Annotated in this window: 1 protein-coding gene; it reads left to right on the top strand. The window is 57.4% G+C overall.

Annotated elements, in window-relative coordinates:
* Positions 1 to 230 (top strand): hypothetical protein (locus AC1RPN_RS09260; protein WP_481763891.1); only part of this gene is annotated, 230 nt, incomplete at both ends.

Genomic DNA, 230 nt, shown 5'->3' with positions numbered 1-230 from the left:
ACAGCAACTGGCGGTGTGTCCTCGATCACAGCGGGCACGTCGGGGACGCTTACTGGAGACATTACGTTCACGGCAGGGCCTTCCATATCGCTATCGAACACTGGAAACAGCATTCAGATTTCTGGTACTGGTGTTCCGGAAGCACCAAACGACGGCAATGGCTACATGCGCCAGAACTTGGGTTGGTCGGTTGTGCCCTCGATCGCCGACGCAATCACGTCGGTCACGGG

Source organism: Dellaglioa sp. CoH-57-MRSF-20 (assembly GCF_056781955.1).
The sequence above is the reverse complement of the archived record's forward strand: the minus strand, read 5'-3'. Positions and strand labels throughout refer to the sequence as shown.